The organism is Duganella radicis, assembly GCF_009720825.1.
Lineage (GTDB): Bacteria > Pseudomonadota > Gammaproteobacteria > Burkholderiales > Burkholderiaceae_D > Rugamonas > Rugamonas radicis.
The window spans coordinates 47,832-74,045 of the sequence record NZ_WNKY01000008.1; the positions used below are offsets into that span (position 1 = coordinate 47,832).

Below are 26,214 nucleotides of genomic sequence, written 5' to 3' on the forward strand. Positions count from 1 at the left end.
CTTTGGGCTGTGCTCCTGCTGTTGCTATGCGTGGCCGGCTACGTGCAATCCGCGTCCGCACCGCGCACGCTGGCGCTGATGCTGGGTGATGTCGAATCGCGGCCGACCGTGCTGGCGGTGCGCGGCTTGCAGGATGAATTGAAGGCGTTGAATCTCAGTATCCGCATCGTGCCGGTGAACGGCCTGACGCCGGCCGATCGCAGTGCGCTGGCTGCCGCCGACGTGGCGGTCATCAGCGTCAAGGGCCGCCAGGCCATGGCCGGCCTGACCGCCGAACTGCAAGCCCTGCAAAAAGCACACAAGCCGGTGTTCGCGGTGGGCGCGATTGACGACAGTCTGCGCGAACTCGGTGTGCGCGACGATAAAACCATTCAGGCCTATCACGCCGAGGGCGGTGTGGAGAACATTGGCAATCTGCTGCGCTACATCCTGCGCAACAGCTTTGGCTCCAAAGTGAGCGTGGCGCCGGTGCACGCCATGCCGGAGTTTGGCCTGTACGACGTGCAAGCCAACCGCACCGTCGGCAGCTACGACGAATACGTGCGTGGCTATGCTCACCATCAACCGGGCGCGCCATGGATTGCCGTGCCGTTCTACCGCGCCAGCCTGGTGGCGGGACAGACGCTGCCGCTGGCCGCCATCGTCGCGCGGCTGGAGGCCAGTGGCTATAACGTGGCGCCGGTGTTCGGCTATCCATATGAGGTGCCTTTGAAGCTGCTGTTGGACGAAAACGGCAAGAGCCGCGTCGACCTGATCGTCGCGCTGGGCATGAAGGTGGGCGGCACCGCCAGCGTGGGCGCGCTGCTCGACCAGATCGGCGTGCCGGCGATTAACGCCATCACACTGAGCCAGCAATCGTTGGCGCAGTGGCAGGACTCCAAGGTGGGGCTCGACATCATCGAGCGCACCTGGCAACTGGCCGGCGCGGAAGCGGCGGGCCTGATCCAACCTACCGTGGTCGCCAGCCGCGAACGCATCAGCGATGCGCAGACCGGCCTGGCCTACGTGGAGGAGACGCCGATCGCGGAGCGCATCGAGCGCCTCAACGAACGCGTGGCCGCCTGGCTGGCCTTGCGCCAGCAGGCCAATGGCGACAAGCGCGTAGCCATGATCTACTTTAACTATCCGCACGGCTCGGAGACCATCGGCGCGGCCTACCTGAACGTGCTGCCGGAGAGCCTGTGGCAGATCGTCCGGCGCCTCAAGCACGACGGCTATCGCACCGGCGACGCGCTGCCTGCCAGCGAGGGCGAGCTGCAAGGCGAAATCCAGAAGTGGGGCAATTATCCCGGCAAGTCCAAAGGCGATTACATGGCGGGCCTGAAGCACCTCGCCGAAAGCGGCCAGGCCTTGCTGGTGCCGCTGTCCGATTATCAGCGGTGGTTCGCGCGCCTGCCGCAGCCGCTGCGCGCCTCGATCGAACAATCGTGGGGCAAGCCGGAGAAAGCGCCGGTCCTGTGGCGCAACGTGAAAGGTGAGGCTTTCTTCGTTTATCCCGCGCGCCGCTTCGGCAATGTGCTGATGGCGCCGCAGCCGGGCCGCGCATGGGAGCAGAATCTGGAGAAGCTGCACAATGAAGTCAGCATGCCGCCGTCGCACGAGTACATCGCGTTTTACCTGTGGCTGCAAAAGGACTTCAATGCGCACGCGGTCATGCACATCGGTACACACGGCACGCAGGAGTGGCTGACTGGTAAAGAGGCCGGCCTGTCCGACAGCGATCCAACCGAAGCGCTGATCGGCGCCATGCCCAACATCTATCCGTATGTGATGGACGATGTGGGCGAGGGCATCCAAGCCAAGCGCCGCGGCATGGCGACCATCATCGACCATATGACGCCGCCGTTTGATGTGGCAGGCCTGAATCCCGACTTGCGCGAACTGGGTGCGCTACTCAACGACTATCGCGTGGCCGAGCAAAAAAGCCCGCTGCTGGCGGCCAGCCATCTGAAGGCTATCAACCGTCTCGCGGCAAAGAGCGGTGTGTTGAAGGACATGAGGAAGACCGAGCTGAAATCCGAAGCCGATATGGAAGGGCTGGAGGAATATCTCGACGACACAGGCAACAAGCTGACGCCTTTCGGCCTGCATACCTTCGGCGTGGCGCCGGCGGCGGAACAGCGCAATGCGACAGCACGCGCCGTGGTCAGTCTCGATAATGCCTCCACACCGGAGCAGAAGACCCGGCGCATCGCGCAGCTGGAAACGGACATCGAGCAAAGCGCGCAGCTGGAGCTGGACCGCCTGATGCAAGCGCTGTCGGGCCGCTACATTCCGACCGGCGCCAGCGCGGACCTGGTGCGCAATCCGAACGCGCTGCCGACTGGCCGCAATTTCTTCGGCCTCGACCCCTCGCGCATTCCGAGCAAGACCACTTACGAAGCCGGCGCCAGACTGGCGCAGCAACTGGTGGAGGATTACCGCAAGCGCCACGGCGCTTATCCGGAAAAGCTCAGCATGAACCTGTGGGGCGTGGAGACTTCGCGCCACGAAGGGGTGATGGAAGCGCAGGCCATGGCGTTGATGGGTATCCGTCCAACGTGGGACGAACGTGGCCGCGTCACCGGCGTGGAGGCCCTGAGCCGCAAGCAACTGGGCCGTCCCCGTGTGGATGTGACGCTGGTGTCCTCCGGCCTGTTCCGCGACTTGTTCCCCAACTTGCTCACGCTGATGGATCAAGCCGCACAGCTGGCGCAGAAGCAGGACGACGAAGGCGGCAACGTCATGGCGGCGCACAGCCGCAAGACCGCCGCCGCGCTGACGGCCAGCGGCATTTCGGCGGAAGAGGCGCAGCGCATGGCGTCGGTGCGCATCTTCGGCGTGCCGAGCGGCGCTTACGGCACGCAGATCGAGAAGCTGATCCCGCTGACCAACGCGTGGCAGAACGAGAAGGAAGTGGCGGATGTCTTCATCAACCGCATGAGCCATCCGTTCGGCGCCGGCTACTGGGGCGACGACAAGGCCAATCCGGACCAGCGCCGCGCGCTGTTCAAGCAGGCGCTGTCCGGCAGCCAGATCGCGTTGCACAGCCGCTCCAGCAATCTGTTCGCCACGCTGGATAACGATGACTTCTTCCAGTACCTCGGCGGCACCGCGATGGCGATCCGCAGCGTGGACGGCAAGACGCCGGAGGTGATGGTGAGCGACCTCGCCAATCCGCGCCGCGCCACCCACAAAACGCTGGAGCAGTACATGGGGCAGGAGATGCAGTCGCGCTACCTGAATCCGCGCTGGGCCGACACCATGCTGAAGGAAGGTTATTCCGGCGCGCGCTACATCAACCGCGTGGTGGACTATTTGTGGGCGTGGCAGGTGACGGTGCCGGAAGTGGTCGACGATGGCAAGTGGCAGCGCATGTACGACACCTACGTGGCGGACCGCCACGGCTTGAAGGTGCGCGAGCGCTTTGCCGCCGCCGGCAACCTGCGCGCATTCCAGGCGATGACCGACCGCATGCTGAGCGCTATCGAACGCGGCTACTGGAAGCCAAGCGACGCAGTGTTCAGGAAACTGGAGCAGATGAATGCCGTCGCCATCAAAGATGCCGGCGTGTCGTGCAGTGCCGACTCGTGCAGCAAGGCGACGTTAAAAATAGCGCCGCAATTCACTGCGGACTTCGTTCCAAATGTCGGAACCAATGCTGCCATCGTTCGCGGTGCTGCAAATGCCGCGCGCGTTGGCGGCGCGGCGCCATCACCGCAGGTGGCGATGCAAAACGCCGCCGCCGAGTTGAAGGTCTTGCAGGCCAAGGCCGAAGTCCAGCAAGCGCAGCCCGCTCCGAGGCCAGCGGTCAAAACCAAGCCCGAAGCAGCCGACGCAAAAGTCAGCGGCTTTGAGATGCAAACCCTGTCCAACCTGACGCCGGTGCAAAAGACCGTTGGCACGCTTGTGCTGCTGGCGCTTGCCACTGCACTGGTGGGCGTCGGCTACGTCAGCCGCAAGAACAAACTTCGTCAATTGAAAGGCTTTGTATGATCGGTAAGTCCCTCGTCGCGCTGGCGGCAGTGCTGCCGCTGGCGGCGCATGCGGAAGATGTCAGCACCACCATCGAAGTGCGCGGCCACTACGACAACGGCGTCGGCACTTCCGTCGCGGCCAGCCAGGGCGCGGTAACGGCGGACCTGATCGCCAATCGTCCGGCCCTGCGTCCGGGCGAGTTGCTGGAGTTTGTGCCGGGCGTGATCGTCACGCAGCACAGCGGCGACGGCAAGGCCAATCAGTACTTCCTGCGCGGTTTCAATCTCGATCACGGCACTGACTTTGCCACTTTCGTCGACGGCATGCCTATCAATATGCGGACGCACGCGCATGGCCAGGGCTATACGGATCTGAACTTCCTGGTCCCGGAACTGGTGGACCGCATCAATTACAAGAAAGGCCCGTACTACGCCGACGAAGGCGACTTCGCTTCCGCCGGCGCAGCGCATATGACGCTGGCGAATAAGCTGAAGGAAAATACCGCCAGCGTTAGCGTGGGCGAAAACCAGTACGTGCGCTCCGTGGTCACTGGCTCCACACCTTGGGGCGCGGGCAATCTGGTGTACGGCGCGGAGCTGGGCCACAACAATGGCCCATGGGTGACGCCGGAAGCCTTCCACAAAAGTCTCGGTGTGCTGCGCTACGCGCAGGGCGCGAGCGACGATCAGTTCAGCGTGACCGGCATGTTCTACAAAGGCGCGTGGCACGCCAGCAACCAGATCCCTTTGCGTGCGGTGGAAAGCGGCGAGCTCAATCCGTATGGCGCGATCGATGCCAGCGATGGCGGCCGCACTTCGCGTTACAGCGTGTCCGCCACGCTGCGCAAGCGTAGCAGTGATGCGCTGTTGCAGGCCAATGCCTATCTGGTGCAATCGGAGCTGACGCTGTTTAATGACTTCACCTACTTCCTCGATGATCCGGTGAATGGTGACCAGTCACGCCAGAACGAGAAGCGCCGCATGGGTGGCTTCGATGTGGCGCAGACTTGGTTCAGTCACTGGGGCGGACTGGATGTCAGCAACAAGGTGGGCGTGCAGGGACGTTACGATTACCTGTCGCCGCTGTCGCTGTATGCCACGCGCAACCAGCAGCCGCTGCGCGCGATCACCGAATCCACGGTGAAGGAGGGGAGCGTGGCGGCTTATCTTGAAAACACCGTGCAGTGGCAAGATTGGCTGCGCACCACGGCCGGCCTGCGCTATGACCGCTATCGCTTTGACGTGAACACCAATCTCGCCGAGAACGCGGGCAAGGTCAGCGCCGGCACCACCTCGCCGAAATTGTCGGTGGTGCTGGGACCATGGGCCAAGACCGAATTCTTTGTCAACTACGGCGAGGGCTTCCACAGCAACGACGCGCGCGGCACCACGGTGCACCTGACGCCGAAGGAGCGCGAGCCTGTCGATCCGGTCACGCCGCTGGTGAAAACGCGCGGCGCGGAACTCGGTGTGCGCACCGAGTTCCTGACCGGCCTGCAAAGTTCGCTGGCGGTATGGAAGCTGCGCTCCGATTCGGAGCTGGTATTCTCCGGCGATGCGGGCGATACCTCGCCGAGCCGGGGCAGCTACCGGTCCGGCGTCGAGTGGAACAACCACTACATCGCCAATGCCTGGCTGCTGTTGGATCTGGATCTGGCCTACTCGCGCGGGCATTACACCGAACATGACGAGGCGGGCGATTACATTCCCGGCGCGATCGGCAAGGTGGCGTCGTTCGGCGCCACCATCACGGATCTCGGTCCGTGGTCGGCGGCGTTCCAGATGCGTTACTTCGGCCCGCGTCCGCTGATTGAGGATAACAGCCGGCGTTCGGCCACCACGGCGATTGCGTATGCGCGCATCGGCTACAAGTTTAACCGCCGCTGGTCAGCGCAGCTGGATGCCTTCAACCTGTTCGACCGCAAGGTCAGCGACGTGGATTACTACTACGCCTCGCGCCTGCCGGGCGAGCCGGCTGAGGGCGTGGACGACATCCACTACCATCCGGCCGAACGGCGCACCTTCCGCCTGACGGTGAAGGCGGTGTTCTAGCCGCCGCAGGCGCCATGAAATCAGTTCTTCCTGATCTGAATATAGGGATTTCCTGATGGGAAATCTTAGGTGTCTGCCGTAAGATGCTTGTTTGTCTTCGAGAGCCGCATGAAAATCAAGGACTGGAAAATCGGTATCCGGCTCGGCAGCGCGTTCGGGCTGATATTGATCCTCATGGCAGGATGTGTCTGGCTGAGTATCTGGAGCCTGGGCCTGCTGAATGAGCGCACAGCAAAAATCGTTCACGACAAATATCCCAAGACCGTGCTGGCTTACGAAGTGCTGGACATCGTCAATCGCAACGCCAGCGCTATGCGCAATATGCTGTCGCAGGAGAGCCCGGAAGCCAGCGCGCGCGAGCGGCGCATCCTGGGCGATAACAACGATGCGCTGGCGGTTGATTTCGATCGCTTGAACTCCCTGGTCAAATCGCCGGCCGGAAAGGCCCAGTTCAAGGCCATCCAGGAGGCCAACGTGGTCTACCAGGCGTCGCAGAAGGCGTTTCTGGAACTTGCCGAGGACCGGAAGGCGGAAGCGGCGGCCTTGCTGCAAACCCGCATGGAGCAGGACCAGCGCCGCTACGTTGATGTTGTGCGGGTCCTGATCAAGCATCAGGACGATAGCCTGATCGAAAGCGGCGAGGAGGCGGAGCGGCTGTACCGCTCGACGGAAAAAATGGTGCTGGGACTGGCCGCGCTGGCCCTGGCGCTGGCGGTGGCCATGGCGTACATCATCACCCGTTCCATTACCGTGCCGCTCGAACAGGCGGTCGGGATCGCCCGCACCGTGGCCGAGGGCGATCTGCGCGGCGCGATCGCCGCCGACTCGAAAGACGAGACCGGGCTGTTGTTGCACGCCATGGGCGACATGAAGGACAGTCTGGTGCGCATCGTCACCAGCGTGCGCGGCGGCGCCGATACCATCGACACCGCGTCGGCCCAGATCGCCGCCGGCAATCTGGATTTGTCGTCGCGCACCGAGGAGCAAGCCGGTTCGCTGGAAGAGACCGCGTCATCGATGGAGCAGCTGGCCGCAGCGGTGCAGCACAACGCCGAGTACGTCCACCAGGCCAATCAGCTTGCCGCTTCGGCGACGCAGGTGGCCAGCCAGGGCGGGGACGAGATCGCGCATCTGACCGCCACCATGGAGGCCATCAGCCAGGCCGCCAGCAATATCGGCGACATCACCGGTGTGATTGACAGCATCGCGTTCCAGACCAATATCCTGGCGCTCAACGCCGCGGTGGAGGCGGCGCGTGCCGGCGAGCAGGGACGCGGCTTTGCGGTTGTCGCGGCCGAGGTGAGAACGCTGGCGCAGCGCTCGGCGGGCGCCGCCAAGGAAATCCAGGGCCTGATCGCCGACTCGGCGGCCAAAGTCGCCGAGGGCAGCAAGCTGGCCGGCCAAGTGGGGGAGACCATGCGGCAGGTGGTCGACAGCATCAAGGGCGTGACCGGGATGATGGGCGAGATTTCGGCGGCGAGTCAGGAGCAGTCGCATGGCATCGGCCAGATCAATCAGGCCGTCACGCAAATGGATAGCATGACACAGCAAAATGCGGCGCTGGTGGAACAGGCGGCGGCGGCCTCGCAGTCGTTACAGGAACAGGCGCGCGGCCTGAGTCAGTGCGTCAGCGTCTTCAAGCTCAATGGGGACAGGCTGGTTTTGGCATCGTAACGCCGTGGCCGTCTGTGCGACGGATTGCGCGCGATGATGCTACCATGAGGGCATGACGACTCCCTATCAACTGCTGTACTGGCCAGGCCTGCAAGGGCGCGGCGAATTTGTCCGGCTGGCGCTGGAGGAGGCTGGCGTGCCCTATGTGGACGTGGCGCGGCAGAAGGGCGGCATGCCGAAGATGATGGCCAGCCTGGATTTCGAGCAGACCGATCACCCCTCGTTTGCGCCTCCGGTGCTGCAAGCGGGCGAATTGCTGATCGGGCAGACCGCCAACATCCTGATGTACCTGGGGACGAAGCACAAGCTGGCGCCGCGCGCGGAGGCTGGCCGCTTATGGGCCAACCAGCTGCAACTGACGATCGCGGACATCGTCAACGAGGCGCACGAGACCCACCATCCGATCTCCACCAATCTGTATTACGAAGACCAGAAGACGGAAGCGAAAAAGCGCGCGAAGGATTTCCGCGAGCACCGCATTCCGAAGTTCCTCGATTACTTTGAGGGTGTGGTGCAGGGCGGCTGGGCGGTGGGCTCGCGCCTGTCGTATGTCGACCTGTCGCTGTTCCAATTGATCGAAGGCCTGCGCTACGCCTTCCCGAAAACCATGGCGCGGCTGGAGCCCTCGTATCCCAAGTTGATCGCCTTGCACGACAAAGTGGCGGCGCGTCCCAATATCGCCGCCTACCTGCAATCCAAACGCCGCATCCCCTTCAACGAGACCGGCATTTTCCGCCGCTATCCGGAGCTGGATAAGTAGTCAGGCCGTGCTGGCGACGGGATAGCCGGCGTCAGCGATGGCGGATTTGAATGGGGCCAGTGGTGCGGCGCTGTCGATCTTGACGGATTTGGTGGCCAGGTCGATTTCCACCTTGGCCGCCGCGTCCACGGTCTGCACGGCCTTGGTCACCGCGCCCACGCAGTGGCCGCAGCTCATATTTTCTACTTGAAGCTGATACATCGTGTACTCCCAAACAGTTTCGATGAGTACACTTTAATCCTTCCAGCGGTGGGAAGGTCAAGCTTAATCTTCCGGCGGATCGTCCAGCTTGGCGAGGTCGAGGCTGATCAGGGCCCAGATGCCGCCGGCGTAGTCGGGTTCCTGCGCCAGGGTTTCAACCTCGGAGGGGCGGATTTCGAAGGGTTTGCCTTGCTCGACCAATTGGCCCACGTGGCCGTAGATGGCCTTGGTGGCGTTGCTCATGGCTTTGTCCACTGTCTCGCCGGTCGTGACGCAGCCGGGGATGTCCGGCACCGTCACGTCATACTTCTTTTTGGCGTCCACCGTCTTCTGGATCAGGATAGGGATGTCCATGATGTCTCAACCTTAGCTAGGGCGCGAAAGACGGGCAAAATCAATGACTTGGGAGTTTAGTGTTATACAGGTCGCCGCCGGTTTCAAGCGTTTTCTTGGATGACGTTAACGGCAATTTGTGTGATTGCTATCGACTGTTGCCATAAGGATCGCGCACGCACTATGAGGCCCGGCCGCGACGCCCTTGCACGCCGCTGTTGCCTTCGCCCGACAAGACACAAAAAAACAGCCCCGCCGGCATCGCTGCGGGCGGGGCTGTTAAACGAGCTAAACAGTTTATATCGTTACAGGACGTCGCTGGCGTGATCGGCCAGGCGCGAGCGTTCGCCGCGCGCCAGGGTGACGTGGCCGCTGTGCGACCAGCCCTTGAAGCGGTCCACCACATAGGTCAGCCCGCTCGAACCTTCGGTCAGGTACGGCGTGTCGATCTGTGCGATGTTGCCCAGGCAGATGATCTTGGTGCCCGGACCGGCGCGCGTCACCAGGGTCTTGACCTGCTTCGGCGTCAGGTTCTGCGCCTCGTCGATGATCAGGAACTTGTTGACGAAGGTGCGGCCGCGCATGAAGTTCAGCGACTTGATCTTGATGCGCGAACGGATCAGGTCCTGGGTCGCCGCGCGGCCCCACTCGCCGCCATCCGAATCGGACTTGTTGAGCACTTCAAGGTTGTCGTCAAACGCGCCCATCCAAGGCGACATTTTCTCTTCCTCGGTGCCCGGCAGGAAACCGATGTCTTCGCCGACCGGCACCGTCACGCGGGTGACAATGATTTCGTTGTAGAGCTTGGTTTCCAGCACTTGCGCCAGGCCGGCCGCCAGGGCCAGCAGGGTCTTGCCCGTGCCCGCCTGACCCAGCAGGGTGACGAAGTCGCATTCCGGATTCATCAGCAGATTCAGGGCGAAGTTCTGCTCGCGGTTGCGCGCGGTGACGCCCCAGACGTTGTTCTTGTTGTGGCTGAAGTCGCGCAGGGTTTGAATCACGGCGGTCTTGCCGTTGATCTGCTTGACCTGGCCATAGAACGGCGCCTCGCCATTCTTCGGCTCCAGGAACACGAACTGGTTGACCAGCATGGACGGCACGAACGGACCGGTGACGCGATAGAACGTCGCGCTCTGGCCGTTTTTGTTCTCCTGCCACGATTCCAGGTCCTTGCCATGCTTGGTCCAGAAATCATCCGGCAGCTGGACGATGCCCGAGTACAGCAGGTCGGTATCTTCCAGCACGTGGTCGTTGAAGTAATCCTCGGCCGGCAGGCCCAGCGCGCGCGCCTTGATGCGCATGTTGATGTCTTTCGACACCAGCACGATGGCGCGGCCTTCCTGCTCCGCCTCCAGCGAGCGCACCACCGACAGGATCTGGTTGTCCGCCTTGCCCGATGGCAGGCCGACCGGCAGTTCGGCCGTTTGCAGGCGGGTCTGGAAGTACAGGCGGCCCTTGGCGTCCTTGTTGCCCAGCTTGGACAGCGGGATGCCGTTCTCGATGGCGTCGTCGTCGGTGTTGGACACCAGCGCATCCAGGGTGCGCGACACCTGGCGGGCGTTGCGCGCCACCTCGGTCATGCCCTTTTTGTGGTTGTCCAGCTCTTCCAGCGTCATCATCGGCAGGTAGACATCGTGTTCCTCGAAGCGGAACAGCGACGATGGATCGTGCATCAGCACGTTGGTATCCAGCACAAACATCTTGGTCGCGCCGGTCTGGTCGGCGTGACGGCTGGTGGACGACTTGATGGTCACCTCGTTCGGCTTGTGCTTGGCCGGATGCGGCGCCTCGGCCGTGATCGGCGTGACCTTGCCGCGTGGCGAGGACTTGCCTTTCGCTTCCACGGTGTCGGCGGCGGCTTGCAGCACGGCCGGCGCGGCCTTCAATACGGCGGCCACGGCCTTGCCTTTGACGGCCGGGGTCTTGGCTGCCGCAGGTTTCTTTGCCGCGGGTACTGTCTTAACGGTCGCCGCTTTCTTCGGCGCTGGGGCAGGCTCCGGGATATCGGCAACTGCCGCGAGGGCAGGCGTTACGCGGCCGCTGGCCTTGGGGTAATCTTTTGCCAACAGTATAGTCGCTGGCTTACTTGGGATTTTTGGCAGTGGCATCAGGATCTCAATTGGAAAAATAAAGGAGGAATCCGCCATGGGGCGGTCGGCCACATGGGGTGGATGCTTTAAGGGAAAACAGGTGAAAGACTGCCGATGGGCATGGTTCCAGCCCGGTGAGTACCGCAAGGTGGCCGGCTGGCCACCGAGGAGGGTAAGAGGTACAGTGATGACTCAAAATGTGCTTACGTTCCTGCTTGGTTGAGCAAACCGGAACTGCAACGCACCACTCAAGCCTGACGCGCTACAAATTCCAGCACTTCGTCGACGTGACCCGCCACCTTCACGCCTCTCCATTCTTTCATCAATTGGCCGTTAGCGTCAATCACAAACGTACTGCGCTCGACGCCGCGTACAGTCTTACCATACATTTGCTTCATCTTCATGACGCCGAACTGCTGGCACACCGCTTCATCCGGATCGGAAATCAGCTCGAACGGCAGGCCCAGTTTGGTCTTGAAGCTTTCGTGCGAGCGCAGCGAATCGCGGCTGATGCCGTAGACTTCGGCGCCGGCCGCGAGGAACTGTTCGTGCAGATCGCGGAAAGCCATGTTTTCCGTGGTGCAGCCAGGCGTGTTGTCCTTGGGGTAGAAGAACAGCACGGTGTAACGGGCCGGACGGCCGGACAGTTCGAAGGTCTGGCCGCTGGTCATCGGTGCGGAAAAATTGCTTACTACGTCAGCCACTGGCGTCTCCTGAAGATTTAGGCGAGGGCGGCGCCCTGGACGATCAGCTGGCCCGAACGTCCCGGCAGCTCGCCCCAGGTGATGGGACAAACAGGCATCGGCAGGTGCTGGATCTTCTGGTGGTAGTCCGCCATGGACGCCAATTGGTATCCCTGTGCTTGCCAACCTGCCAATAACTGCTGGAATATGGGGGCGAGTTTCTGTCCTTCAAGCTCTGCATGCAAAGTATAAACATGGTCGCGCGTGGCGCCCTCGGTCAGCTTGAGCAGAAACGCCGCGATGTTGGCGGTGCCGATGGTGACGCCGCCGATCTCGCAGCCCAGCAGCTCGTCCAGCGTCGGCAGGGTGGTCGGCATCTGTATGTGCGCAAGCACTTTATTTCCGTCGGACAGGCGGTGCGGGCCGTCGGCCGGATTGGCCAGCGTGCCGTCGGCGTTGAGCACGCAGCGGCCGTCGGAGGCGTAGGCGTAACCGGCGGTGTCGTGTTCGTGGAAGGCGCCGTTGTTCATCTGCCAGCCGGCCGCGCCGTGGGTGCACGGCGCCACGCCAAACACTTGCGTGAAGCGGGCGGCGGCCTTGCGCATCATCCTGGCGGACCAGGCGGCGTCGCGCCTGGCGACGTTGTCCTGCCACAGCACGTGGTCCCAGGTGTGAATGCCGCATTCAAAGCCGGCGTCCCGCACCGCGCGCATTTCGGCCGCGCAGTCCTTGCCGATGTCCGGGCCGGGCAGCAGCACGCCGTACATCAGGGTCTTGAAGCCGTAATGCTCGACCACCGAGGTACGCGAGACTTTGCTGAAGAAGCCCGGACGCAGCGCGCGCCGCATCGCCCAGCCGGTATGGTCCGGCCCGAGCGAAAACAGGAAGGTGGCGCCGGCGTTGTGCGCCGTGAGCATGCGGACCAGGTTGGGGACGCCCTCACGGGTGCCGCGATAGGTGTCGACGTCGATCTTCAACACCATCAGTGGTTTATTGCTCAACTGCTTAGTCCATCAGTTTCTGTGCTTCGGCCACCTGGCCGCGGTAGGCGTCGAAGATTTTCTTCAGCGCGTCGGCCATGGTGGTGGTCGGCTTCCAGTCCAGCTCTTCGCAGGTGTTGGTGATCTTCGGCACGCGGTTCTTCACGTCCTGGTAGCCGGCGCCATAGTAGGCGCCCGAGGTGGTCTCGACGATCTTGACCTTGGCGGCGCCGTCGGCGTACTCGGGGTACTTCGGCGCCAGTTCCAGCATCATGTTGGCCAGCTCGCGGATCGAGTAGTTGTTGACCGGGTTGCCGATGTTGTAAATCTTGCCGGTGGCGGCGCCGTTCTTGTTCTCGATGATCTTCATCAGCGCGTCGATGCCGTCGTCGATGTCGGTGAAGGCGCGCTTCTGGTGGCCGCCGTCGACCAGCGAGATGTTCTCGCCACGGACGATGTGGCCGAAGAACTGGGTCACCACGCGCGAGGAGCCTTCCTTCGGCGTGTGGATCGAATCCAGGCCGGCGCCGATCCAGTTGAATGGACGGAACAGGGTGAAGTTCAGGCCTTCCATGCCGTAGCCCCAGATCACGCGGTCCATCAGTTGCTTGGCGTTGGAATAGATCCAGCGCGGCTTGTTGATCGGGCCGCAGATCAGTTCCGAGTTCTCAGGATCGAACTCTTCGTCGTGGCACATGCCGTACACTTCCGAGGTCGACGGGAACACCAGGTGCTTGCCGTACTTGGCGGCCGAACGTACGATGGGCAGGTTGGCTTCGAAGTCCAGTTCAAACACGCGCAGTGGCGCTTTGACGTAGGTCGACGGCGTGGCGATCGCGACCAGCGGCAGGATCACGTCGCACTTCTTGACGTGGTACTCGACCCATTCCTTGTTGATGGTGATGTCGCCTTCGAAGAAGTGCATGCGCGGATGCGCCAGCAGGTCGCTGATGCGGTCGGTACTCATGTCCATGCCGTACACGTGCCAGTCGGTGGTTTCCAGGATGCGCTTCGACAGGTGGTGGCCGATAAAACCGTTCACGCCGAGAATGAGTACTTTTTTCATGTTTTGGTTTCCAATGGATGTTCTTATGCCGCCAGGCGGGCTTGTAATTGTTCGGCGGTGATGGGATCGCCGTCCGCCGTCAGAGAGGAAATCGTCAGCATGCGGCCATCGCCGCAGACGCCAAAGATGCAATTATCCACCACGGTCAAGCCCGGTGGCAAACTGAGAGAAATAACGTTGCCGAAATTGCCATTCAGGCGGGCACGCTGGATCACGTAGCGTACACCGTTGATGTCGGTAAAGGCGCCCGGATAAGGAGGGGCGACCGCCCGGTGCAGATTGTAGACCTGCTGGGCCGGCTGGCTCCAGTCGATGCGGCCGTCCTCCGGCTTGCGGCCGCTGAAATAGCCGCCCTTGCTGAGGTCGTTATGCAGGCGCGGCGCCGTGCCGTCCAGCAGCGAGGGCAGCACGCGCCACAGGGCCTGCTCGGCCGCCACCTGCACCTTGCCGAACACTTCGTGCGCGGTGTCGTCCGGCAGGATGGGCACTTCCATCTGCGAGACGATGGCGCCGGCGTCCGGCTTGACGGTCATCTCGTGCAGGGTCGCGCCGGTGACGGTGGCGCCATGCAGCACCGCCCAGTTGACCGGCGCGCGGCCGCGGAATTCCGGCAGCAGCGAGCCGTGCATATTGAAAGCGGGCGCCACCGCCAGCAGCTCGGCCGGCAGCATGTGGCGGTAGTAGAAGCTGAACATCAGATCCGGCGCGATGGCCTGGACCTGGGCCAGCAGCTCGGGCGACCTGGCGTCGGCCGGGGTGATGTAGGGGATGCCCTCGGCCTGGCATAGCGAAATCACCGACTCGAACCAGATGTTTTCGCTGGCGCTGTCCTCGTGGGTGACCACCAGCGCCACGTCCACGCCGCCGGCCAGCAAGACCTTGAGGCAGCGCACGCCGACGTTGTGGTAGCCGAACACCACCGCGCGCTGGCGCGTATCGAAATCATTCATGATGACCGGCCCACGGTGCGTTTTTCCACGCCGGCCTGGACGCCGTCCAGCGCCTCGCCCGGTTTCTGCTGCAAGATGGTCTGCACCACGTAGCGCGGCCGCGCGCGCACTTGCTGGAAGATGCGGCCCACGTATTCGCCCAGCAAACCGATGCCGAACAGGATCACGCCCATGAAGAAGAAGGTGATGGCAAACAGCGTGAACACGCCTTCCGCCTCGGCGCCGAGGAACAGGCGGCGCACCAGCAGCACCACCACCAGCAGGCCGGAGATCAGCGACATCAGCATGCCCATCATGGAATAGAACTGCAAGGGCACCAGCGAGAAGCCGGTGACCAGGTCGAAGTTCAGGCGGATCAGGCTGTACAGCGAGTATTTCGATTCGCCGGCCGAGCGCTCCTCGTGCTCGACGATGATCTCGGTCGGGTTGCGGGCGAAGCGGTAGGCCAGCGCCGGCACGAAGGTGTTCACTTCAGCGCACTGGTTGACCAGGTCGATCACATTGCGGCCGTAGGCGCGCAGCATATTGCCTTGGTCGGTGATCTTGATGTTGGTGATGCGTTCGCGCAGGCTGTTCATGGCCTTGGAGGCGTAGGTGCGCCAGGCCGAATCCTGGCGCTTGCGGCGGATTGAGCCGACGTAGTCGTAGCCCTCGCGCATCTTGGCCACCAGGTTGCCGATTTCTTCCGGCGGGTTTTGCAGGTCGGCGTCCAGCGTGATCATGATCTCGCCGCGCGCCGCCTCAAAGCCGGCCAGGATGGCCATGTGCTGGCCGTAGTTACCGTTGAACAGCACCACGCGCGTGACGTCCGGGCGGGCGCGGAACTGCTCGGCCAGGATGGACACCGAGTTGTCGCGGCTGCCGTCGTTGACGAACACGATCTCATAGCTGGTGCCCAGCTGGTCCAGCGCCGGATACAGGCGCGCGAACAGGGCGGCCAGGCCGGCTTGCTCGTTGTAGATCGGGATGACGACCGAAATTTCCGGCCTGGTCAGGGAAACAGTCATATCGGTCATTTGATCAGGATGGCTTTCACGGCGGCGACCGCGCGGTCGACGTCGGCGGTGGTCATGGCGTAGAACATCGGCAGCGTCACGGTCAGGCGGCCGATCTTTTCCGCCACCGGGAACATGCCCTCGCGGAAGCCGCGCTCGCGGTACATGGTGAACAAATGAATCGGCGCGTAGTGGTAGCCGGTGCCGATGTTGAAGCGTTCCTTCATGGCGTGCATGAAGTCGGCGCGGGTGGCCGGGCCGTGGTCCGGCAGGATGATCTGGAACAGGTGGTAGTTGCTGGAATCGAAGGCGGGCAGCGGCAGTTGCGCGCCCGACTGCGCCTCGAAGTCCGGGCCGAAGGCCTCGTAGTAGCGGCGCGCCAGCGCGCGGCGGTGGGCGGTGATCTGTTCGATGTTGGCGAACTGGCCCAGGCCGATGGCGGCCATGATGTCGCTCATATTGTATTTGCCGCCGAGGACGTCGACGTCGATGCCGTCGACGCCGCTGCGGGTCACGCCTTGCAGGCGGTATTTCTCGGCCAGCTTGGCCTCTTCCTCGTTGTTCAGCACCAGCGCGCCGCCTTCGCCGGTGGTGATGTTCTTGTTGGCCTGGAAGCTGAACGAGATGAAGTCGCCGAAGGAGCCGATGCGCTTGCCTTGCCATTCCGAGCCGAAGGCCTGGGCCGCGTCTTCCACCACGCGCAAATTATGTTTTTTCGCGATCGCGTACAGGCGGTCCATGTCGACCGGCAGGCCGGACAGGTAGACCGGGATGATGGCCTTGGTGCGCGGGGTGATGGCCGCTTCCAGCTTGTCGAGGTCGATGTTGCGGGTGCGCGGGTCGATGTCGGCGAACACCGGCGTGGCGCCCACCTCGATGATGACGTTGGCGGTGGCCACCCACGACACCGGCGTGGTGATCACCTCGTCGCCGGGGCCGATGCCGGCGATGCGCAGCGCGATTTCCATGGTGCAGGTACCGGAATTGAAGGTGCGCACCGGACGGCCGCCGAAGTATTCCGACAGCCGGGCTTCAAACGCCGCCACTTTGGGGCCGCTGGTGATCCAGCCCGAACGCAGGACTTCGCCCACGGCGGTGATGGTGGCCTCGTCTATCGTAGGCTTGGAAAAGGGCAGGAAGGGCAGGTCAGCACTCATGAGGTGGTTAGCTCGTTATGGTAGTTTTATATAAACGTATGGCCGCAATTCTAAATTGTTCGTCAGGTCCGCGCCAGCCACGCTACCCCAATCAGGATGACGAAAATGGCAAGCAGGCGTTGCATCGACAGCGCCTCGCCGAACAGATACCAGGCGCCGATGGCGGTCACCACGTAGCCCAGCGACAGCATCGGATAAGCCACGGAAACATCGACCCGCGACAGCGCGATAATCCACAGCACCACCGACAGTACATAGCAAGCGAGCCCGCCAATAATGGGCAACTGGCTTGCAACACGCCAGCCGACGCTGAACAGATTGCTCAAGCTCAGGTGGATTTCGCCGACGTTGCGGGCGCCAGCCTTGAGCAGCAGCTGGGCCACGGCGTTCAGCAGCACGCCGGACACGATGAAGCTAAAAGTTGCGATATTCATTGTTTGTGGTTTTGTTCATTACAGATTGGTAATGACGAGGCGGCGGGTGTCTTCGGCCACCACGCGCATGCGGATGCCGCGCGCCTTGAGCTCGTCGTGGGCTTGCTGGTCGAGGATGGCCATGGCCTTGGTATTCCGCGCGCTCAGCTGGTTCCATTGGTCGACGAAGCCCTGCATATTCAGCGACAGCTGCGGCTGCTGGCGCAGGCCGAAGGTGAATTCGTCCCAGTAATCGACCAGGATGACGGTGCGTCGCAGGTAGAAGGTCATCGACTGTTCGTAGGTGCCGACCGAGTAGATGCGGGTGTCGGGCTGGAGCTCGGGCGCCATTTTCAGCGCCAGCGCCTTGCCGGCCCGCATATTGCCGTAGGGCTCGAAGCCGGTCAGGATCAGTTGCACCGAGATGAAGCCGGCGATGGCCAGCGTCAGCACGGTCAGGTCGCGCCGCAGCTGGCGCGCGTGCAGCAGGGCCAGCGCGCCGCCGGCGGCGGCCACGATGGCGGCGGTCAGCACCCATGGCTGGTAGGCCTCCAGCAGGGCGCGCTCGTCCGGATGGCGCACCGCCATCTCCACCATTTGCGGCACGGCGACCAAGCCGCCCACGCCCACCAGCAGCAGCAGACCGGCGGCCAGCATGCGGTTCAGGCGGCTGGCGTGCTCCAGATAGGTGGCGCTCAGCATGGCCATGGCCGGGAACACCGGCAGGATGTAGCCCGGCAGCTTGGAGCTGGAGTAGCTGAAGAAGAAGGTGATGAACACGGCCCAGATTACCAGCATCAGTTTGGGCTGGAACACCCCCGGCGCGCGCCGGACACCGTTGAACAGGGCCTGCGGCGCCACGCCCAGCCACGGCATCAGGCCGGGCAGCAGCATCAGCAGGAAGTAGTACCACGGGCCTTCGCGGTGGTGGGTCTTGAGGAAGAAGCGTTCCCAGTGCTCGTGGATGAAGAAGAAGTGCGGCTGCTCCGGGTTTTTCAGGCCGACCAGCACGAACCATGGCGTGGCGATGGCGAAGAACAGCAGCAGGCCCTTGCCCAGGTGCAGGCGCGTCCAGATGGCGAAGTCGCGCGATAGCAGGCTGTACAGGGTCAGCACGGCACCCGGCAGCACCAGCCCGATCAGGCCCTTGGCCAGCACCGCCAGCGCCATGCCGGCCCAACACAGCAGCATCCAGTTGCGCTGTTCGGCCGGCGTGGCGCCGTCGCGCTGGGCGATCAGCATGGCGCACAGGGCGATGGTCATCATGCCGGACAAGCTCATGTCCAGCGAGTTGATCTGGCCGGAGGCCACCCAGAACAGGCTGGAGCCGAGCGCCAGCGCGGCGTAGAAGCCGGCGCGCGCGCCGAACACGCGGCTGGCCGCGTAGCCGGTGAAGATCACGCCGCCCAGGCCGCACAGGCCGGTCCACAGGCGCGCCTGCCATTCGCCGTAGCCGAACAGGCCGAACGACAGGGCGTTCATCCAGGTTTGCAGCGGCGGCTTCTCAAAGTACTTGATGCCGTTCAGGCGGGTGGTGATCCAGTCGCCGGTGGCCCACATTTCGCGCGCCATTTCGGCATAGCGGCCCTCGTCGGGCGGCACCAGCGTGCGGATGCCCAGCGCGTACAACCAGACGACGGCAAACGCCGCCAACAGTCCCCAAACGAATTTTTTCGAGTTATACAGGTCGTTCATCAGGCGGTTTTGCCCTCGTCGGCGTCGATCACCAGGGCCAGCGTGACTTTGCGGCCCTCTCCCATCAGGATGTTGTAGGTACGGCAGGCGGCCTGGCTATCCATGCATTCCACGCCGATGCGGCGCATGGTCAGGGCGGCCGTCAGCTTCGGGTGGATGAAGCGCTGGCGCGCACCAGTGCCGAGGATGACCACGTCCGGGCTGTCGGCGCCGATCAGGTCGAAATGCTGGGCGGTGATCGATTCAAAGTTGGGCACGTTCCAGGGGCGCGGCGGCGTTTCCGGCAGCACAATCAGACTGTAGTTGTAGCGTTCGGCGTTGATTTCCACGCCGGTTTCATCGTAGCCGGTCACGGTCTGGTATTTTTGGGTATCGCTTTGGTGGAGCTTCATGGCGTAAATCGCGGATTTTAAACGGCAAAAGAAGCATCATTGTAGCGTTTTCAAGGGGGCTTCGGCCTGAAAGGTTGATTAAATCTGAGCCTTTCGGCAGAATGGTTCTTTTCGCATTGCAGCACGGGCCGGCTTGGGCGTTTTGGCAGGTCAGGGAAGTTTGCCTTACATAAACAGGATTTTATTTTGCGACCGATTCAAAAATCGAACAAACTGGCGGAAGTCTGCTACGAGATCCGCGGCCCGGTGCCGGAAAAAGCCCGGCAAATGGAGGAAGAGGGCCACAAGATCACGAAGTTGAACATCGGCAACTTGGCCGTGTTCGGCTTCGATCCGCCGGACGAGATCGTGCAGGACATGAAGATCAACCTGTCCAACGCGGCCGGCTACACCGATTCCAAGGGCATGTTCGCGCCGCGCAAGGCGGTGATGCACTACACCCAGGGCAAGAATATCCGCGGCGTCAACATCGACGATATCTACCTTGGCAATGGCGCCTCGGAACTGATCGTGATGTCGATGAACGCGCTGCTCAACAACGGCGACGAGGTGTTGGTGCCGGCGCCCGACTATCCGCTGTGGACGGCGGCGGTGTCGCTGTCGGGCGGCAAGCCGGTGCATTACGTCTGCGACGAGCAGCAGGACTGGTTCCCGGACATCGAGGACATGCGCGGCAAGATCACGCCGAACACGCGCGCCATCGTGGTGATCAACCCCAACAACCCGACCGGCGCGCTGTACCCGGTCGAGCTGCTGCTGCAAATCGTCGAGCTGGCGCGCCAGCATCAGCTGATCATCTACGCCGATGAAATCTACGACAAGGTGCTGTACGACGGCGCCCAGCACGTGTCGATCGCCTCGCTGGCGGACGACGTGCTGTTCGTGACCTTCAACGGCCTGTCGAAAAATTACCGCGCCTGCGGCTACCGTTCCGGCTGGATGGTGGTGTCGGGCGAAAAATCGCACGCAAAAGATTACATCGAGGGTCTCAACATGCTGGCCTCGATGCGCTTGTGCGCCAACGCACCGGGGCAGTTTGCGATCCAGACTGCGCTCGGCGGCTACCAGTCGATCGACGACCTGGTGGGCCCGGGCGGGCGCCTGTTGAAGCAACGCGATCTGGCCTACAAGCTGCTGACCGAGATTCCGGGCGTCACTTGTGTCAAGCCGAAAGCGGCGCTGTACATGTTCCCGCGTCTCGATCCGAAGATCTATCCGATCGCGGATGACCAGCAGTTTGCCTATGAGCTGCTGGCCGAAACCAAAGTGCTGATCGTCCAGGGGAGCGGCTTCAACTGGATCGCGCCGGATCACTTCCGCGTCGTGTTCTTGCCGAACTCGGACGATATGGTGGAAGCCTTCGGCCGCATGGCCAAATTCATGGAAAGCTACCGCAAGCGTCACGGCGCCAGCTTCTAAGTCAGATCTCTGGAAACACATTATGAAACCAATCAAAGTAGGCTTGTTAGGCGTCGGCAATGTCGGCGGTGGTACGTTCGACGTGCTGGCACGTAATCAGGAAGAAATCCGCCGCCGCGCCGGCCGCAGCATCGAGGTGGTGGCGGTCTCGGCCCGCAACCTGGAGCGCGCCAGGACGCGCACCGGCGGCAAGGTGGCCGTGGTGGCCAACCCGATGGACATCGTCAACAACCCGGACATCGAGATCGTCGTCGAGCTGATCGGCGGCTACGACCAGGCGCGCGAGCTGGTGCTGAAGGCGATTGAGAACGGCAAGCACGTGGTCACCGCCAACAAGGCGCTGCTGGCCGTGCATGGCAATGAAATCTTCGCCGCCGCCCAGGCCAAGGGCGTGATGGTGGCGTTCGAGGCGGCCGTGGCCGGCGGCATCCCGATCATCAAGGCGCTGCGCGAAGGCCTGACCGCCAACCGCATCGACTGGCTGGCCGGCATCATCAACGGCACCACCAACTTCATCCTGTCCGAGATGCGCGACAAGGGCCTGGACTTCGCCACCGTGCTCAAGCAGGCGCAGGAACTGGGCTACGCCGAGGCCGACCCGACCTTCGACATCGAAGGCGTGGACGCGGCGCACAAGGCCACCATCCTGGCCGCGATCGCCTTCGGCATTCCGGTGCAGTTCGACAAGGCCCACGTGGAAGGCATTTCCAAGCTGGCCGCGGTGGACATCAAGTATGCTGAACAGCTGGGCTACCGCATCAAGCTGCTGGGCATCGCCAAGCGCGCCAAGGTCAACGGCAAGGAAGGCGTGGAGCTGCGCGTGCATCCGACCCTGATTCCCTCCAGGCGCCTGATCGCCAACGTGGAAGGCGCCATGAACGCGGTGCTGGTGCAGGGCGACGCCGTCGGCGCCACGCTGTACTACGGCAAGGGCGCCGGCGCCGAGCCGACCGCCTCGGCCGTGATTGCCGACCTGGTCGACATCACCCGCCTGGCCACCGCCGATGCCGAGCACCGCGTGCCGCACCTGGCGTTCCAGCCGAACGAGCTGACCGATATCGAAATCCTGCCGATGTCGGAAGTGACCACCAGCTACTACCTGCGCATGAACGTGAGCGACCAGCCGGGCGTGCTGGCCGACCTGACCCGCATCCTGGCCGACGCCGGCATCTCGATCGACGCCATGCTGCAAAAGGAGCCGGCCGACGGCGAGACCCGCACCGACATCATCTTCCTGACCCACCAGACCCAGGAGAAGCAGGTGACGGCGGCCATCGCCAAGATGGAAGGGCTGTCGACGGTGTGCGGCAGCGTCACCAAGATCCGTCTGGAAAACCTGAGCTAAACCCACAAAAAAAAACCGGACAGTGTCTACGCACACTGTCCGGGAAAAAGGGGTTACGGGCAGTTACTCCTATTAACGCCCGGGATACTTCTACAGCGGGTACCGCTTACTTCGAAGCGACGGTCAGTTCGCTTTTTACTTCCTTCACACCTGGCACTGCCGACGCCACCTGGATAGCCTTGGTGCCGATGTCGGTGTTGGCCACGGTGCCGCTCAGCGTGACCACGCCATCGGCCGTGGTGACGCCAATCTGTTTTTGATCAGCCAGCGAAGCCTTGATCTTGCTGGTAATAGCCTCGTCATTGGTAGCGGTGCCGGTTTTGGCTGCGCCAGCCAGTGCGCCTTCCTGTTGCGCATAGGCGGTGCCGGTCACGGCAGCGGCGCCCAGGGCAGCGGCAACCATCAGGCGGGCGATCAGTTTGTTAGTCATCATGATTTGCTTCCTTTATCGAGTTTGAGGATAAAACGTCTGGGACGTACCCAACTCTTTGCAAACCCCGTGCCAGCTCTTATTTTTACTTTAAATTCAAAGACTTGGATATATTTTTCTAATGGGAAATCACGACATCGTGAAGTTTTCGGCCATATTGCCGGGAATTTGTCGGGAAACGGCGACACCTGCCCGCCGTTTCGCGCCAAGTTATTGATTTTTAAGGGCGTCGTCTTGTCGCTCGCTGGCGACATCGGCGCGGAACATGCTGGCGTCCAGATTATGCTTTTGCAGCAGGCGATAGAATTCCGTGCGGTTGCGCTCGGCCAGGCGGGCGGCGTCGGCCACGTTGCCATCCGTGAGTTTCAGCAGTTGCACCAGGTAGTTGCGCTCGAAGCGCTGGCGCGCCTCGGTGTAGCTGAGCACCTCCAGCGACGGCACGCGCAAGGCGCGCTGCACCAGCGACAAGGGCACCAGCGGCGAGGTGGCCAGCGCGCAGACATGCTCGACCGCGTTGTACAGCTGGCGCACATTGCCGGGCCAGGCCGAGGTGGTCAGCGCTTCCAGGGCGTCGGGCGCGAAGCCGCGCACGGTCTTGCCGTACTTGGCGGCCAGCGTTTGCAGGAATTGCGTGGCCAGCGGCGCGATATCCTCGCGCCGCTGCGCCAGCGGCGGCAGGGTGAGGGTGATGACGTTCAGGCGGTAATACAGGTCTTCGCGGAACTGGCCCTCGTGCATGGCGGCGTCGAGGTCGCGGTGGGTGGCGGACAGGATGCGCACGTCCACCGGCCGCGCCACGTCCGAACCGAGCTGGCGCACCACGCGCTCTTGCAGCACGCGCAGCAGCTTTACTTGCAGCAACAGCGGCATGTCGCCGATCTCGTCGAGGAACAGGGTGCCGCCGTCGGCCGCTTGCAGCAAGCCTTCGCGGCTGGTGACGGCGCCGGTATAGGCGCCCTTGACGTGGCCGAACAGTTCCGACTCCAGCAGCGCCTCCGGGATCGCGCCGCAATTGACGGCGATGAAGGGCGCCTGCGCGCGCCGGCTGGCGCGGTGGATGGCTTGTGCCAGCAACTCCTTGCCGGTGCCGCTTTCGCCGCGGATCAGGATGCTGGCGTCGGAGGCGGCCACCAGCCGCGCCTCGGCCAGCAATTCATCCATGCACTGGCTGCGGCTGATGATGGCGCTGCGCCATGCCTCGCCGGCCTCGCTGGCACGCGCGGCCGGGGCGGCCAGGCTGAGCGCCTGGGCGATGCGCTCCAGCAGCACCTTGGCGTCGAACGGCTTGGTCAGGTAGGCGTAGGCGCCGAGGGTGGTGGCTTCCACCGCGTCCGGTATGGTGCCGTGCGCGGTCAGCAGGATCACCGGCAGCGCCGGGTAGCTGCGGCGGATTTCCTGGAACAGCGCCATGCCGTCGCGGTCCGGCAGGCGGATGTCGCTGATCACCAGCCGCGGCAGTTCGATCGACAGCCGCGCCAGCGCCGCCTCGGCGCTGCCGACCGCGGTGACCCGGTAGCCGTTGGCGCTGAGCCGCATGGAAAGCAGGCGCAGCAGGTCGTCGTCGTCGTCCACCAGCAGTAGGTGGGCGCCTTGTCCTGTTGTCGCGCTCATTTGGTCACCTGTGGTCCGGGCGCCGGCCGGGCCGGCAGGGTGCGTTCGATGGCCTTCAGGCCTTCCAGCATGTCATTCAGCTGATCGATGCGGCGCTGGCTTTCCTTTTGCTGCACGGCCAGCTTGTCGGCGTGGTCGTACCAGCGGCGCATCTCGGCGCAATTGGCCGACAGCAGCTGCGCCAGCGGCCGGAACGGCGCCGCCTCCACCTCGGCCGAGGTGGCCACGCTGTCGAGCAGGGTCTGGGCGCGCGCCAGGTCGCCGCCGCCACGCGTCAGCATCAGCGCCATGCCCATCTGGAGCGCCACGCGCGGGCTGCGCTGTTGCAGGCCGAGGCCGCTCAATTCCTTGACCAGCTCGCCCTGGCTCATGCGCCGCAGCGCCTGGTGATAGCTGAGCAGCGGGCCGATCTCGTCCGGCGGCGCGGCCGGCGGCATCACCACCTGCACCACCGGCGGCGGCGCGGGCGCCGGCGCCGGGTCGTCCGGCAGCGGCGAGTTCAGGGTGCAGGCCGCCAGCATCAGGCAGGCCAGCAGCAGGGGAAGGTGCTTAGTGTTCATAAGGCAGTTCAATGCGGAAATGGGCGCCCCGTTCGGAGGGCAGGAGTTTCAGGACGCCGCCATGCGCGGCCACGTATTCATGCACGATGGACAGGCCGATGCCGTTGCCGCGGCGCGCGCCGGGCGGCTGGCGCTGGCCCTGGTAAAACGGTTCGAAGATGCGGGCGGCGTCCTCCGGCGCCACGCCCGGACCCTGGTCGGCGCATTCCAGCAGCAGCTTGCCGTTCAGCTCGCCGAGGCGGAAGCCGATCAACCCGCCGGCGGGGCTGAAGCGCACGGCGTTCGACAGCAGGTTGCCCAGCGCGATGGCCAGCTTGTCGGCGTCGACCGCGATCGGCCGCGCCTTGCCCTCGCTGACCACGGTCAGGCGCGCCGCCTGCCATTGCAGGCGCTGGCTGTCGATGGCCTTTTCCAGCAGGCCGCCGAGGTCGATCGTCTGGCGTTGCAGGTGCTGGGCGTCGAAGGTGGCGGCGTTGTAGCGCAGCAGGGCCTCGATCTGCGATTGCAGGGCGGCGGTGTTCTGGTTGAGGATGCCGGCGATCTCGCGCTGGTCGGGCGACAGCGCGCCGGCCACGCCGTCCTCCAGCAGGGCCACGCCTTCGCGCAGGGCGGCCAGCGGGGTTTTCAGTTCGTGCGAGATGTGGCGCAGGAAACGCGCCTTGTCGGCCTCCAGCTCGGCCAGGCGCTGGCGCAGCCAGTTCAGTTGCTGGCCGACCCGCTGCAAGTCGTTGGGGCCGCGCACCGCGATCACCTGGTCGTAGCGGCTCTCGCCCAGCGTGTCGATGGCTTGCTCGATCTGCGCCAGCGGGCGCGACAGCCACAGGCCGAAGCCGGAGGCCAGCGCGGCGGCCAGGATGATGGAGCCGATCACCTGCGCCTTCAGCACCGCGCGCCGCTGGTCCAGCTCGGCCAGCAGCTCGGCGTTGCGGCGTTCCACCTCCTGCTTGACCTCGTCGGCCAGCTGCTGGTTGACCTCGGGCAGCGGCGCCAGCACTTTTTCCAGCGCCTGCTGGCGCGCCGTGCGCGCGCCGGGCGGGCGCGACGGCGCCTGCAGGATATCCCAGGCCATGTCGCCGGACTGGCGCCAGCGGGTGAACAGCGCCTCCGGCGTGTAGGGCAGGGCGGCGGCCACGGCGTCCAGCGACAACCGGGCGTCGCGCCAGGCGTCGGCATAGCGTTTGCGGAAGGCGGGATCGTCCAGCACCAGGTACTGGCGGGCGCTGCGCGTCATGGCGACGCTGCGCTCGGCCAGTTGCTGGGTGTTTTCGGTGAGCGCCAGCGCGTGGCGTCCGCTGTCGCGGCTGTGGGCGGCCAGGCGGTCGAGGGTCCACAGGGCATGCAGCGAGGCGGCGCTCAGCAGCACGGCAATCAACAGGAAGACGCCCAGCAGCAACTGGCGAAACGAGAGTTTCGAGAGCATGCGGGTTGAGGAAAAGTTACGCTATTTGTATC

22 protein-coding genes are annotated in these 26,214 nt (G+C 63.6%); 6 read left to right on the forward strand and 16 right to left on the reverse strand.

The features are described from left to right. Window positions 1–9: 9 nt before the first annotated feature. The 4 genes from GM676_RS09895 to GM676_RS09910 all read left to right on the forward strand — a co-directional run bounded on the left by GM676_RS09895 (window position 10) and on the right by GM676_RS09910 (window position 8,442). Window positions 10–3,975 carry a cobaltochelatase subunit CobN gene (locus GM676_RS09895; protein ID WP_170304274.1) on the forward strand — a complete coding sequence of 1,322 codons (3,966 nt, stop codon included), beginning with the start codon at window positions 10–12 and terminating at the stop codon, window positions 3,973–3,975. Beyond that, window positions 3,972–6,008: a TonB-dependent receptor gene (locus tag GM676_RS09900; RefSeq protein ID WP_155463375.1), complete on the forward strand. Its 2,037-nt coding sequence runs from the start codon at window positions 3,972–3,974 to the stop codon at window positions 6,006–6,008. The genes GM676_RS09895 and GM676_RS09900 overlap by 4 nt, the downstream gene beginning before the upstream one ends. Before the next feature lie 108 nt (window positions 6,009–6,116). Further along, window positions 6,117–7,682: a methyl-accepting chemotaxis protein gene (locus GM676_RS32770; protein WP_155463376.1), complete on the forward strand. Its 1,566-nt coding sequence runs from the start codon at window positions 6,117–6,119 to the stop codon at window positions 7,680–7,682. Window positions 7,683–7,734: 52 nt separating this feature from the next. Beyond that, the gene (locus GM676_RS09910) at window positions 7,735–8,442 is read left to right on the forward strand and encodes a glutathione S-transferase (protein WP_155463377.1); all 708 of its coding nucleotides are present in this window, start codon (window positions 7,735–7,737) and stop codon (window positions 8,440–8,442) included. Here the strand turns inward: GM676_RS09910 and GM676_RS09915 are convergent, their stop codons facing one another. From GM676_RS09915 to GM676_RS09970, 12 genes are all read right to left on the reverse strand, one after another. Continuing rightward, window positions 8,443–8,643 (reverse strand): heavy-metal-associated domain-containing protein, encoded by a 201-nt coding sequence (locus GM676_RS09915; RefSeq protein WP_155463378.1) that lies wholly within the window; start codon window positions 8,641–8,643, stop codon window positions 8,443–8,445. Window positions 8,644–8,706: 63 nt separating this feature from the next. Beyond that, on the reverse strand, window positions 8,707–8,997 hold the full coding sequence (locus tag GM676_RS09920; RefSeq protein WP_155463379.1) for a type II toxin-antitoxin system HicB family antitoxin: 291 nt from the start codon (window positions 8,995–8,997) through the stop codon (window positions 8,707–8,709). Window positions 8,998–9,281: 284 nt separating this feature from the next. Continuing rightward, window positions 9,282–11,084, reverse strand: a complete 1,803-nt coding sequence (locus tag GM676_RS09925) for a PhoH family protein (protein ID WP_155463380.1) — start codon at window positions 11,082–11,084, stop codon at window positions 9,282–9,284. 230 nt (window positions 11,085–11,314) lie between these two features. Further along, entirely contained in the window at window positions 11,315–11,770 is a 456-nt protein-coding gene (locus GM676_RS09930; protein ID WP_371866178.1) for a peroxiredoxin, read from the reverse strand. Window positions 11,771–11,787: 17 nt separating this feature from the next. Further along, window positions 11,788–12,732: a polysaccharide deacetylase family protein gene (locus GM676_RS09935; RefSeq protein ID WP_155463491.1), complete on the reverse strand. Its 945-nt coding sequence runs from the start codon at window positions 12,730–12,732 to the stop codon at window positions 11,788–11,790. A gap of 22 nt (window positions 12,733–12,754) precedes the next feature. Continuing rightward, a complete protein-coding gene (locus GM676_RS09940; RefSeq protein ID WP_155463381.1) occupies window positions 12,755–13,795 on the reverse strand; it encodes a bifunctional UDP-4-keto-pentose/UDP-xylose synthase in 1,041 nt (346 codons plus the stop codon). 23 nt (window positions 13,796–13,818) lie between these two features. Further along, a complete protein-coding gene (locus GM676_RS09945) occupies window positions 13,819–14,745 on the reverse strand; it encodes a formyltransferase (RefSeq protein ID WP_155463382.1) in 927 nt (308 codons plus the stop codon). Further along, window positions 14,742–15,752 (reverse strand): glycosyltransferase, encoded by a 1,011-nt coding sequence (locus GM676_RS09950; RefSeq protein WP_155463383.1) that lies wholly within the window; start codon window positions 15,750–15,752, stop codon window positions 14,742–14,744. The genes GM676_RS09945 and GM676_RS09950 overlap by 4 nt, the downstream gene beginning before the upstream one ends. A gap of 5 nt (window positions 15,753–15,757) precedes the next feature. Then, window positions 15,758–16,897 carry a DegT/DnrJ/EryC1/StrS family aminotransferase gene (locus GM676_RS09955; RefSeq protein WP_155463384.1) on the reverse strand — a complete coding sequence of 380 codons (1,140 nt, stop codon included), beginning with the start codon at window positions 16,895–16,897 and terminating at the stop codon, window positions 15,758–15,760. 62 nt (window positions 16,898–16,959) lie between these two features. Continuing rightward, the gene (locus GM676_RS09960; RefSeq protein ID WP_155463385.1) at window positions 16,960–17,331 is read right to left on the reverse strand and encodes an SMR family transporter; all 372 of its coding nucleotides are present in this window, start codon (window positions 17,329–17,331) and stop codon (window positions 16,960–16,962) included. A gap of 18 nt (window positions 17,332–17,349) precedes the next feature. After that, entirely contained in the window at window positions 17,350–19,005 is a 1,656-nt protein-coding gene (locus tag GM676_RS09965; RefSeq protein WP_155463386.1) for a glycosyltransferase family 39 protein, read from the reverse strand. Beyond that, window positions 19,005–19,397, reverse strand: coding sequence for an Mth938-like domain-containing protein (locus GM676_RS09970; protein ID WP_155463387.1), 393 nt, complete (start codon window positions 19,395–19,397; stop codon window positions 19,005–19,007). Before GM676_RS09970 ends, GM676_RS09965 begins: the two co-directional genes overlap by 1 nt. Window positions 19,398–19,583: 186 nt before the next feature. Here GM676_RS09970 and GM676_RS09975 point away from each other — a divergent pair, with 186 nt between their 5' ends. Beyond that, entirely contained in the window at window positions 19,584–20,816 is a 1,233-nt protein-coding gene (locus tag GM676_RS09975) for a pyridoxal phosphate-dependent aminotransferase (RefSeq protein WP_155463388.1), read from the forward strand. Window positions 20,817–20,838: 22 nt separating this feature from the next. Then, a complete protein-coding gene (locus GM676_RS09980; protein WP_155463389.1) occupies window positions 20,839–22,161 on the forward strand; it encodes a homoserine dehydrogenase in 1,323 nt (440 codons plus the stop codon). 106 nt (window positions 22,162–22,267) lie between these two features. Here GM676_RS09980 and GM676_RS09985 read toward each other — a convergent pair whose 3' ends face one another. The 4 genes from GM676_RS09985 to GM676_RS10000 all read right to left on the reverse strand — a co-directional run bounded on the left by GM676_RS09985 (window position 22,268) and on the right by GM676_RS10000 (window position 26,182). Beyond that, on the reverse strand, window positions 22,268–22,594 hold the full coding sequence (locus GM676_RS09985; RefSeq protein ID WP_155463390.1) for a BON domain-containing protein: 327 nt from the start codon (window positions 22,592–22,594) through the stop codon (window positions 22,268–22,270). Between the two features lie 207 nt (window positions 22,595–22,801). Then, a complete protein-coding gene (locus GM676_RS09990) occupies window positions 22,802–24,202 on the reverse strand; it encodes a sigma 54-interacting transcriptional regulator (protein ID WP_155463391.1) in 1,401 nt (466 codons plus the stop codon). Continuing rightward, window positions 24,199–24,762 carry a hypothetical protein gene (locus GM676_RS09995; protein ID WP_170304275.1) on the reverse strand — a complete coding sequence of 188 codons (564 nt, stop codon included), beginning with the start codon at window positions 24,760–24,762 and terminating at the stop codon, window positions 24,199–24,201. Before GM676_RS09995 ends, GM676_RS09990 begins: the two co-directional genes overlap by 4 nt. Next, window positions 24,752–26,182, reverse strand: coding sequence for a sensor histidine kinase (locus GM676_RS10000; protein WP_155463392.1), 1,431 nt, complete (start codon window positions 26,180–26,182; stop codon window positions 24,752–24,754). Before GM676_RS10000 ends, GM676_RS09995 begins: the two co-directional genes overlap by 11 nt. Window positions 26,183–26,214 lie beyond the last annotated feature (32 nt).

Coding starts and splice junctions, on each gene's coding strand:
- GM676_RS09900 (WP_155463375.1), top strand. CDS start 3,972: ATGATCGGTAAGTCCCTCGTCGCGCTGGCGGCAGTGCTGCCGCTGGCG.
- GM676_RS32770 (WP_155463376.1), top strand. CDS start 6,117: ATGAAAATCAAGGACTGGAAAATCGGTATCCGGCTCGGCAGCGCGTTC.
- GM676_RS09910 (WP_155463377.1), top strand. CDS start 7,735: ATGACGACTCCCTATCAACTGCTGTACTGGCCAGGCCTGCAAGGGCGC.
- GM676_RS09915 (WP_155463378.1), bottom strand. CDS start 8,643: ATGTATCAGCTTCAAGTAGAAAATATGAGCTGCGGCCACTGCGTGGGC.
- GM676_RS09920 (WP_155463379.1), bottom strand. CDS start 8,997: ATGGACATCCCTATCCTGATCCAGAAGACGGTGGACGCCAAAAAGAAG.
- GM676_RS09925 (WP_155463380.1), bottom strand. CDS start 11,084: ATGCCACTGCCAAAAATCCCAAGTAAGCCAGCGACTATACTGTTGGCA.
- GM676_RS09935 (WP_155463491.1), bottom strand. CDS start 12,732: ATGGTGTTGAAGATCGACGTCGACACCTATCGCGGCACCCGTGAGGGC.
- GM676_RS09940 (WP_155463381.1), bottom strand. CDS start 13,795: ATGAAAAAAGTACTCATTCTCGGCGTGAACGGTTTTATCGGCCACCAC.
- GM676_RS09945 (WP_155463382.1), bottom strand. CDS start 14,745: ATGAATGATTTCGATACGCGCCAGCGCGCGGTGGTGTTCGGCTACCAC.
- GM676_RS09950 (WP_155463383.1), bottom strand. CDS start 15,752: ATGACTGTTTCCCTGACCAGGCCGGAAATTTCGGTCGTCATCCCGATC.
- GM676_RS09955 (WP_155463384.1), bottom strand. CDS start 16,897: ATGAGTGCTGACCTGCCCTTCCTGCCCTTTTCCAAGCCTACGATAGAC.
- GM676_RS09960 (WP_155463385.1), bottom strand. CDS start 17,331: ATGAATATCGCAACTTTTAGCTTCATCGTGTCCGGCGTGCTGCTGAAC.
- GM676_RS09965 (WP_155463386.1), bottom strand. CDS start 19,005: ATGAACGACCTGTATAACTCGAAAAAATTCGTTTGGGGACTGTTGGCG.
- GM676_RS09970 (WP_155463387.1), bottom strand. CDS start 19,397: ATGAAGCTCCACCAAAGCGATACCCAAAAATACCAGACCGTGACCGGC.
- GM676_RS09980 (WP_155463389.1), top strand. CDS start 20,839: ATGAAACCAATCAAAGTAGGCTTGTTAGGCGTCGGCAATGTCGGCGGT.
- GM676_RS09985 (WP_155463390.1), bottom strand. CDS start 22,594: ATGATGACTAACAAACTGATCGCCCGCCTGATGGTTGCCGCTGCCCTG.
- GM676_RS09990 (WP_155463391.1), bottom strand. CDS start 24,202: ATGAGCGCGACAACAGGACAAGGCGCCCACCTACTGCTGGTGGACGAC.
- GM676_RS09995 (WP_170304275.1), bottom strand. CDS start 24,762: ATGAACACTAAGCACCTTCCCCTGCTGCTGGCCTGCCTGATGCTGGCG.
- GM676_RS10000 (WP_155463392.1), bottom strand. CDS start 26,182: ATGCTCTCGAAACTCTCGTTTCGCCAGTTGCTGCTGGGCGTCTTCCTG.